Annotated in this window: 8 protein-coding genes and 1 pseudogene; 2 read left to right on the forward strand and 7 right to left on the reverse strand. The window is 39.2% G+C overall.

Features of this window, described 5'->3' with window-relative positions; all coding sequences use genetic code 11:
• The 4 genes and pseudogenes from PN457_RS10690 to purS form a co-directional block, all read right to left on the reverse strand.
• Positions 1–309 (reverse strand): annotated as a pseudogene (locus PN457_RS10690) (type ISP restriction/modification enzyme); the annotation flags it as partial.
• Between the two features lie 558 nt (positions 310–867).
• Entirely contained in the window at positions 868–3918 is a 3051-nt protein-coding gene (locus PN457_RS10695) for a hypothetical protein (protein WP_271733266.1), read from the reverse strand.
• 395 nt (positions 3919–4313) lie between these two features.
• Entirely contained in the window at positions 4314–4988 is a 675-nt protein-coding gene (gene purQ, locus PN457_RS10700; RefSeq protein ID WP_271733268.1) for a phosphoribosylformylglycinamidine synthase subunit PurQ, read from the reverse strand.
• Positions 4989–5091: 103 nt separating this feature from the next.
• Positions 5092–5370 (reverse strand): phosphoribosylformylglycinamidine synthase subunit PurS, encoded by a 279-nt coding sequence (gene purS / locus PN457_RS10705; protein WP_271733269.1) that lies wholly within the window; start codon positions 5368–5370, stop codon positions 5092–5094.
• A gap of 145 nt (positions 5371–5515) precedes the next feature.
• Here purS and PN457_RS10710 point away from each other — a divergent pair, with 145 nt between their 5' ends.
• Entirely contained in the window at positions 5516–5920 is a 405-nt protein-coding gene (locus PN457_RS10710; protein WP_271733270.1) for a Fur family transcriptional regulator, read from the forward strand.
• Here the strand turns inward: PN457_RS10710 and PN457_RS10715 are convergent.
• Complete coding sequence (locus PN457_RS10715) at positions 5901–6884, reverse strand: SPFH domain-containing protein (protein ID WP_271733271.1); 984 nt, start codon at positions 6882–6884, stop codon at positions 5901–5903. The two genes, PN457_RS10710 and PN457_RS10715, sit on opposite strands and share 20 nt — an antisense overlap.
• 60 nt (positions 6885–6944) lie before the next feature.
• Positions 6945–7376, reverse strand: coding sequence for an NfeD family protein (locus PN457_RS10720; RefSeq protein ID WP_271733273.1), 432 nt, complete (start codon positions 7374–7376; stop codon positions 6945–6947).
• A 410-nt stretch (positions 7377–7786) separates the two neighbouring features.
• Between PN457_RS10720 and PN457_RS10725 the strand changes: the two genes are divergently transcribed.
• Positions 7787–8059: a ferredoxin-thioredoxin reductase variable chain gene (locus PN457_RS10725; protein ID WP_271733275.1), complete on the forward strand. Its 273-nt coding sequence runs from the start codon at positions 7787–7789 to the stop codon at positions 8057–8059.
• A gap of 5 nt (positions 8060–8064) precedes the next feature.
• On the opposite strand, the gene PN457_RS10730 is transcribed toward PN457_RS10725, so the two are convergent.
• The gene (locus tag PN457_RS10730; RefSeq protein ID WP_271733276.1) at positions 8065–8286 is read right to left on the reverse strand and encodes a hypothetical protein; all 222 of its coding nucleotides are present in this window, start codon (positions 8284–8286) and stop codon (positions 8065–8067) included.
• Positions 8287–8486: the final 200 nt, after the last annotated feature.

Raw genomic sequence — 8486 nt, forward strand, 5'->3', positions numbered from 1 at the left:
GTTACTACTAGGATAACCTTTATTTAACTTTTTGTCTATTTCTTCGTCTAAGTTATCATATTGGTCTTTACTTTCCCAGTAACCCCAATCTAATCGCAAGGCATCTTTAACGGTGCCATCGGGGTAAACTAGTTTACCATTGGGTAATTTAAAGTCCAATTCGGGAATTAGTAAAAAGTCTCTGGGTTGGCAATATTCATTTAAGAGGTTTTGAAAAGCCACGCGAATAGAAGTTTCTTTACGGGAACCGCCAAACTGGATAATTTTGGCTACTTCTGCTTGGTACTGGCTAATCAAAAGTCTGGACATGGGAAACTAGGGGATTACAAGGGTAGAAATTTCAATATAGGCGATCGCTGTTAGTAATTTAGCAGACAGTTTATTAAAATTTATACAAGTGTAAATAACTTTAAGTTAGAATAACTGTCAGGTTGTCATCTATCTTAGGGTAGAGATAAAACGGCCTCATAAGTATGGAGATAGAAGGGCGATCGCCCTACGTAGGTGTTTTTATCAGGTTTGACCCCACCCCCAACCCCTCCCATTACACTATTCATTACTCACATCTTTCTTAACAATCTTGAAACATTTATGTGGCAATGGTTTCAACGCTTGAAACTTTCCCTAATCTTGACAAAATGTACCTTATTCTTCTTGATAAAACCCTTATTTTATTGAGAATCATCAACGGAGGATTAAGGTTTGGGGGTTTGCGAGCGATCGCTCTCACGAATGTTAAGAAAGATCCGGTTAATGGATAGCCTTGTAAGGGGAGGGGACTGGATTTTATTGTTTTTTGTCTGTTCCCCAATCCTTCCGGTGTTCCCTAAAATAAAAATTACCTGTTGAAAACTTATCAAACATCCACTAAGAGCTTGATTTGGGTCTTGCGAGTATATCCCTAACATAAGTTAAAAAAGCTAGAGAGTTAAACTCTACCTTACCGCGACTATATTTTAATAAAGCTAGTTGACCAATAGACTCATCTCCGATCAGGTTTTGATAAGGGTCTAACTTGATTTGAAGTTTACCCGATTTTTCGTGCTTTTGATAACGGGAGAAATGAAACAAAGTCAAGCATTGCAAAATCTCCCTTTTTAAGTGACTGTCCTGATAAATTAGTCCGGTTCTAATATCCTTGTCATCCAGTACACCCTGATAAATATTCAGCAAAGTTGCGTAAGACATCACACCATTATAGTTGGTATCTTTACCAACTGCGATACCGTTAAACAAGTTGAAAAATACAATTGACTTCTTGCTAGTATCTTCTACTAACTGTGTCAGTTCTACAGTATCTTGAATATATAATGATGTGGACTTGATTTTGTTTTCAACTTTGACCGCGTAGTATTTATCAAAGAACATCGGATAAATTTTAATATCATTCCTTTCTCTCGTCAAAGCCCTAATGACATTTTCCGACATAAAAAATAGTTCCTCGCTTTTAGTTTGAGTGATGTGTAATGTGCTGCTGTAAGGAACTTTTGCTATGTAAATAAAATGTCTGTAGCCTTTTTTATAGAGTTTATCTACATTCTCAACTATCACGCTAGGATATGAAAACATATCTTCATGATTATCATAGTTTTCGGAAAATGTTTTCAATAATCTTAATGTCACAGTTTGCGGTTGAATTCGGAAATCAATAATTTCCCCCATCAGGTTAGATTTTTTTGCTTCCATTCCCCATCTACTATCACTACCGCGACTAGAAACTATAATCATTGCTAGTTTATCTAGTTCCCGAAATTGAAATTCCTCTCCAGGGGGGAAAGTGAACTTTTTCGGTAATACAGAATATAAAGCGCTTAAAGTATTAGGAATTTTAAATTTACCCTTGGTCGAGAAATCACTAATATCTATTCCCTGGGAATTACTCCGATATTGTTCATTAAATAAATGGGATAATACACCGGTCAAGGAAACTATAAATTTTTCTATGGGTGCATCATCTTTCTTGTTGTTGAGGTGTATCCTTAAAATGGGAATAAATAACTTTGATTTTTTTTCTAATAAGACATACAAGCAGATGTAAGCTAGTAAGCTGTAGGTAATTTTGTAAATAAATTCTTGATGGGACTCTAGTTTCTGGGTTTCAAGTTTACCCGGTTCTAGTTTTTTAGGATCTGGACGATAGGGAAATATTACCAACTTACGGTTTGATAGGTTTTTTGTAACAAATTCATAGCAGCTGTTAGCTGGTACAAATACTACCGGTAAAACACCAATACCCTGACCTGTTATATTTATGTCATATTCCATCTGAAAAGTTTCTCTGTCATCAGTCTCAAAAAAGTAGATTTCACTGATAGTCATTTTGGCTGGGAGACTGACGAGAAAACTGTTATCTGTGGTTGCTTCCCCCAAATTGATATATTTAAGACAGTCTTTAGGATTCTCCCGTAACAAAGATTTAAAAAATGTATCTCTATCAACAATAGTGTTAATATCTGCTTCTAAAATACTATTCTTGACAGAAATATGTAGGGGATATTCTCTGGTAGGGAAGGAAGTTTTCCGCTTGATCAGCTTTGTTAAAACTCCCTTGAGAGTTTTGATTTTTTCTCTAACTTCCAACTTGTCAAACCCATTAATAATGCTTCTAAATAGTCGTTTTTTAGCTTCTTCATCACTACCTTGCAATATTGGTAATACAGATTGTTCCCATTTAGTAATGGGGTTATATTCTAAATCATTCTGGGGATTATTAGGATCTTGACGAGATGCAAATAAAAAGTAATATAAAAATGCTATCTTTAATACCTTATATACAAATGACGTTTTTCTAGATTCATCTTGGATTTGTTCTTGATGTTCTTGACTATCTGGGTGTAAAATGTCAAGATTACGCTCAAAAACTGTTTTACCCCCATAGGCTTGGACTTTACCATCAAATTTCAACTTTAACCCAAAAATAAATTCTACTTTCTCGCGGTTTTCCTGTTCTGTTTCTCCTAGGTAACCCTCAATCAAGGGGATAATGGGAAGCATATCAAATGCTTCACCCCGAGAAAACATATTTTGGTAATTAACCTCTACTCCCTGATAGTTAACTATATATTCGCCGTCTGCTTTGTTGGTATTATTAATATAGTCATCTAATAATTTTAATCTTCTGATTAAGTCCTGTAAATATATTTTACCTTGCAAGTTGTTCTCGCTAGCATTGTCATCGATATTTTCATAGAGAAATTCTAAATATTTGATTTTGGCTAATTTCTTTAATTTACCTAATGTTTGCTGGTTCACCAGATTTTCTAAGCGGTGAATATCTGATTGATCATTTTTCTCTAAGTTCTCTAAAATATATTCTAGGTCATCCCTTTCCTCCGATGTAGGCTCAAGTTTAACATCTATAAAGTTATTAATTCCCTCTAATAAGTGGGCGGTAAAATTACTGGGTTTGTCCACTGAGATTTTAACTTTATGCGCTTTGAGTAGTTGTGCGTGTTGTCCGTCGTTATTTCTAACTGTTAATCGCTGTTGTTGTAATTGGTTAGATGGTGGGAAATTATAGGCGAGGTCAAATTTAGTTGGTTGTTGGCGAAATGTCTGCAAATCTGCAATCAGTTGTGTGACAAATGTCAATCTATCTAAAGATAGATTTTTGCTCAAGTAGGATGTTAAATTGGATCTAACTAATTCAGTGATGTTACTTATTTGCTCTGAAAATCTATCTTGAGAACCAGGGCTAAAATTGAGAGTAGCAGCACGTACTCCCTTAGCATTTCCTAAAGGACTATTCACTTGTGAAGTGGCGATTTCAGCGGCTATTTGATTAATATCCACCACTAACCATTGATGATTGTTATCGGTTCTGAATATTTGGTTTTTCTCTAAGCTTTGGCAGATTTTCGTTAGTAAGTCAGTATAATCGACATTTGCTAAATCAGGATTGATTGTAATTTTATTCACGTAAAGACCTCAGTATGTAAATATCTGCAATTGATATCTATGGATATATAGTCATCCTATTTGACTTGAGAAATTATCAGTGAGGAAAGGGAACAGGGAACAGGGAACAGGGAACAGAAATTGTTCATGAATCATTTAGGATTGCTATAGCAGGGGGCAGGGGGAAGCCTTGAAACGCTTGAATTTCAATGGTTTTATCTTCTGTTTATGTCCTAACCTCCTTGGCGGTTGCTATAATAGGCACAATTATAATTATACCCCATAGTTGCCAGTGAAACAGTAGAAACTTAACCAAAAACAGCCATAAAAAAAGTCCAGTAATCAGGACTAAAAAAAATAAGATGAAGATTGGGGAGTGTTAATTCCTGAGAGTAATTCACAGCACAGGAAGAAAATTAAACCCAGGCGGCAATTTTCCCTAATAGGCCTTGAAATAGGCGCAAACCATCAGTATATCCCAGGGAAGTATCTGATGCTCTTTCTGGGTGAGGCATCATGCCTAAAACATTGCCTTGTCGATTGCAAATCCCGGCGATATTATTGAGTGAGCCGTTGGGATTGTCTCCTGCATAGCGAAAAACCACTTGACTATGATCTTCAAGGGCTGCTAAAGTAGACTTATCAGCATAAAATCGCCCTTCGCCGTGGGCAATAGGCAGAGTGATAGTTTCATTGGTAGTGTAGGCTTGAGTCCAAGGAATATCGTTACGCTCAACGGTCAGGGGAGCGCGATCGCAGATAAAATGTAAGTCTTGATTTTTCGTCAAAGCACCGGGTAACAGACCAGCTTCAGTTAATACCTGGAAACCGTTACAGATACCGAGAACAAATTTACCTGCTTGGGCGTGGTTAATTACCTGCTGCATCACAGGGGAGAAGCGGGCGATGGCACCACAACGCAGATAATCACCGTAACTAAAGCCACCGGGGATGATAACTACATCCAAATCAGTGATATCAGTTTCTTGATGCCAAACCATGCGAGTAGGCAGCCCCAGCAAATCTCTGGTAACATAAGCAACATCGCGATCGCAATTAGAACCCGGAAAAACCAAAACCCCAAATTTCATGATTTAGTGATTAATTCCTCTTAATTAGTCTTAATTAGTGTAGTGGGAGTGAGAAATGGGGACAGAGAAATTAATATGCTTCCCTGTTTCCCCATCCTGGATGCTAAATAACTCCTGTTTGTGTTTCCACCTCAATCAAATCAAAGCGATAATTTTCAATCACTGGATTTGCTAACATTTGGTCACAGATACGTTCAAGGTCTCGACGGGCCTTGATCTCCTCAGTAGAAGTGATGGTGAGTTCAATGTACTTCCCAATCCGCACCTGTTCCACGTTGTCGTATCCCAGTTGCTTCAGACCAGATTGTACGGCCACACCAGCAGGGTCTAACACTGAAGGGCGAAGGGTCACGAAAATTTTGGCTAGATACTTCCTTTGCACAGGCTTTTTGCTAAATGCTGCGATCGCTATACTATAACTTTCTGTCCCAACTGAGTCAAAATAAAATCAACAAGCAGTTACAGTTAAGGAATAACCTTGCCAATTTAACAGCTGTCACTACAGTAGTAAATTTAAATAATTGTCTATGAGAGCCATACGCACCCGCAGTCAAGAGCGGATTCTCAGCCTACTCAAGAGCATCCAACAAGGAATTTCTGCCCAAGATATTTACGTAGAATTACGTAATCGCAACCAAACCATGGGTTTAGCAACAGTTTACCGCGCACTGGAAGCCTTAAAACTAGAAGGGATGGTACAGGTGAGGAATTTAGCCAACGGTGAAGCCCTGTATAACCTAGCCCAACAAGACAAACACCACCTGACCTGTTTGCAGTGTGGCCTATCAATTCCCATTAATCAATGTCCTGTTCATCCCTTAGAAGACCAGTTAGAATCCCAGCATAAATTTAAAGTCTTTTACCACACACTAGAATTTTTTGGTTTGTGTAGTCAATGCCAAATGAATCAAGCTAACGTTGCTCATTCTTGAGACCACCAAAAGAAGGATGACTAGCATCAGCAACAATAGAACGCATCCCCTCCAAAGTAGCAGGGATAGTGCGGGGGTCCATAAACATCACCTTACTACTGTCGCTGCTACCAATCCTCGTCCCCATGTCCAAATAACTTTGAGCTAGTAAAAACTGTAAAGCTTCTTGTGCTCCTGGTTGACCATTGAGAGCATTAGTGATTACTTGGAGAGCTTCAGCGGTTGCTTGGGCTTTGAGGACTTGTTGCTGACGTTCAGCTTCAGCTTGTAAGATAATAGATTTTTGTTGCGCTTCCGCTTGGAGAATCGTAGATTTTTGACGAGCTTCAGCGTCTAAAATTTGCGCCTCAGCCTTCCCCCTAGCGGTATTCACCGCGGATTCCCGTTCCCCCTCGGAAGTGAGAATTGCTGCCCGTCGCCGCCGTTCGGCGGCCATTTGGAGCTCCATTGATTCTCGCACCGTCTGGGAGGGAACAATATCGCGCAATTCTACCCGGGTAATCTTCACACCCCAAGGGTCAGTAGCAATATCCAACTCACGCAATAATATTTCATTAATTTGAGACCGGGCGGTAAAAGTTTTATCTAACTCCAGTTGTCCCATTTCCGAGCGAATTTGAGTTAGTACTAAATTTGTCATGGCTGCTTGCAGGTTTTCCACCTTATACCATGCCTTTTCCATGTCTACAATCTGCCAGTAAACCACCGCATCCACTTCAATCCCCACATTGTCGCGGGTAATACATTTTTGGGGAGGAATATCTAAAACTTTTTCGCGGATAGTTTGTTGATAAACGATTTTATCCAAAAAAGGCATCACAAAATTCAGCCCTGGGCCAAGCTTTTTATTATAGCTCCCTAATCGTTCTACTAATACCTCATTACCCTGATTCACGACTCTTACAGATCCTGCAACTGCAGAACCACCAAGAGCCAGAAATACTAGCAAGAAAAATTCATTCATATTTTACATTCTCCTAACTTCTCATGCCATGTCTGTGTGAACAACTGTACAAGCGCCCACTTAACGCAATAGGTAATCAGGCATTACAATCAAAGTAGTGCCTTCTCTTCTGACTACATAAACTCTTTGATGGGGTGCTATGTACAGTTGCTCGTCGTCACATTGTGCGCGCCAAGAATTCCCCTCATACAGCACCCGTCCGGTTTCCCCAGGGGGAATTTCCGTTAAGGTTTGAGCTACAACTGTATCCACTATTTTTGATTTGCGTCCTCGCGGTTGCAAAAAGCGACGAGAAAGCACAATCAAAACTGTGGACAGTAATAACCAAGCTGCAACTTGCAACCCTAAACTACCCACACCCGCTAGAGACAGTAGCGCCACCATTAAGGCACTAATTCCCATCATGAATTCCACAAAAGCCGATGGTAAGAACAGTTCCATTAAACACAGAACAGCTCCCGCCAACAGCCAGATTAAGGTATAACTTGGCATAGGCATAGCACCATTCTAGACTCTAGATTCACCTAAATTCATTGCTTGGATCAAATCCACTTACACTTTAACCGTATCCTTAACCCACTAAATCTTAATTAATATTGATTAATTTTATTAGGTGTGTCCTCCAAAATTAGGGAATAGGTTTTTCCAGTCTGCTGCTGGGCTTGGTTCCCCCACTATCGGTAACAACATACCCCGCTAGTTAAAGATATATTTTCAGTTGAGAAAACTAGTAACTATTTATTGTAGAATAACATTTGTATTTAAAGCGCACAGCAACAGTAAAACGGATTTTTAATGATCTGAATGTCCCTCACTAATGACTATTAAAGCCTGCATGGGCAGGCTTTGTTTGTATATTAGTGAATATTACAAACAGTTTTTTTTAGCAGTTTCAGTAAGGAGTGACTGTGGAGATGCTTATGGAACAGCAAAAACCAAGTGGAGATGTGGTGATCAAAGTAGGCGATCGCATCCGTGTTAAAGAGTCAGTAGTAGTTTATCATCATCCTGAACATCGGGGTGAGGCTTTTGATCTCAAAGATACAGAAGGCGAAGTCGTGAATATTGCTACTGAATGGAAAGGTAGACCTGTCAGCGCTAACTTACCGATTCTAGTGCAGTTTAGTAAAAAATTTAAAGCTCACCTGCGTGAAAATGAGTTAGAAGTCATGTAAATTACTCACGAGCGGCGAAACCACTGAAAAATATTCAATTCGCCGCGCATTTTCTCTAACTCTTGACGATGCTGTGCTGCTGTTTGGTAATACCAAGCGCAATAACTCTCAAACTCTGAGCGGGTCTCAACTTCTGCGTAGAATTGGTAAGTTGTGTGATAGTGCGAAAAGTCCGCATCAACTTCACACTGAGGCGATGGCACAATATAAGGTAAATTTTCAGACATCATGATAATAGCACCAACTCCCTAAACATTCTAACTGGTTACAACCAACCACGCCAGCCATAGAGTTTGTGAAATTATAGACAAATCTACAAAGTCACTTTACCAGGGGTAAACCTGATTGGAGTTACTCCTAACCCCTCTATCCCGTCTGCAAAAGCGTTCAGGACTGCTTTTCTTAATATGTTGTACGCCCCATTTAA

The organism is Anabaenopsis arnoldii (assembly GCF_028331025.1).
Classification (GTDB): domain Bacteria; phylum Cyanobacteriota; class Cyanobacteriia; order Cyanobacteriales; family Nostocaceae; genus Anabaenopsis; species Anabaenopsis arnoldii.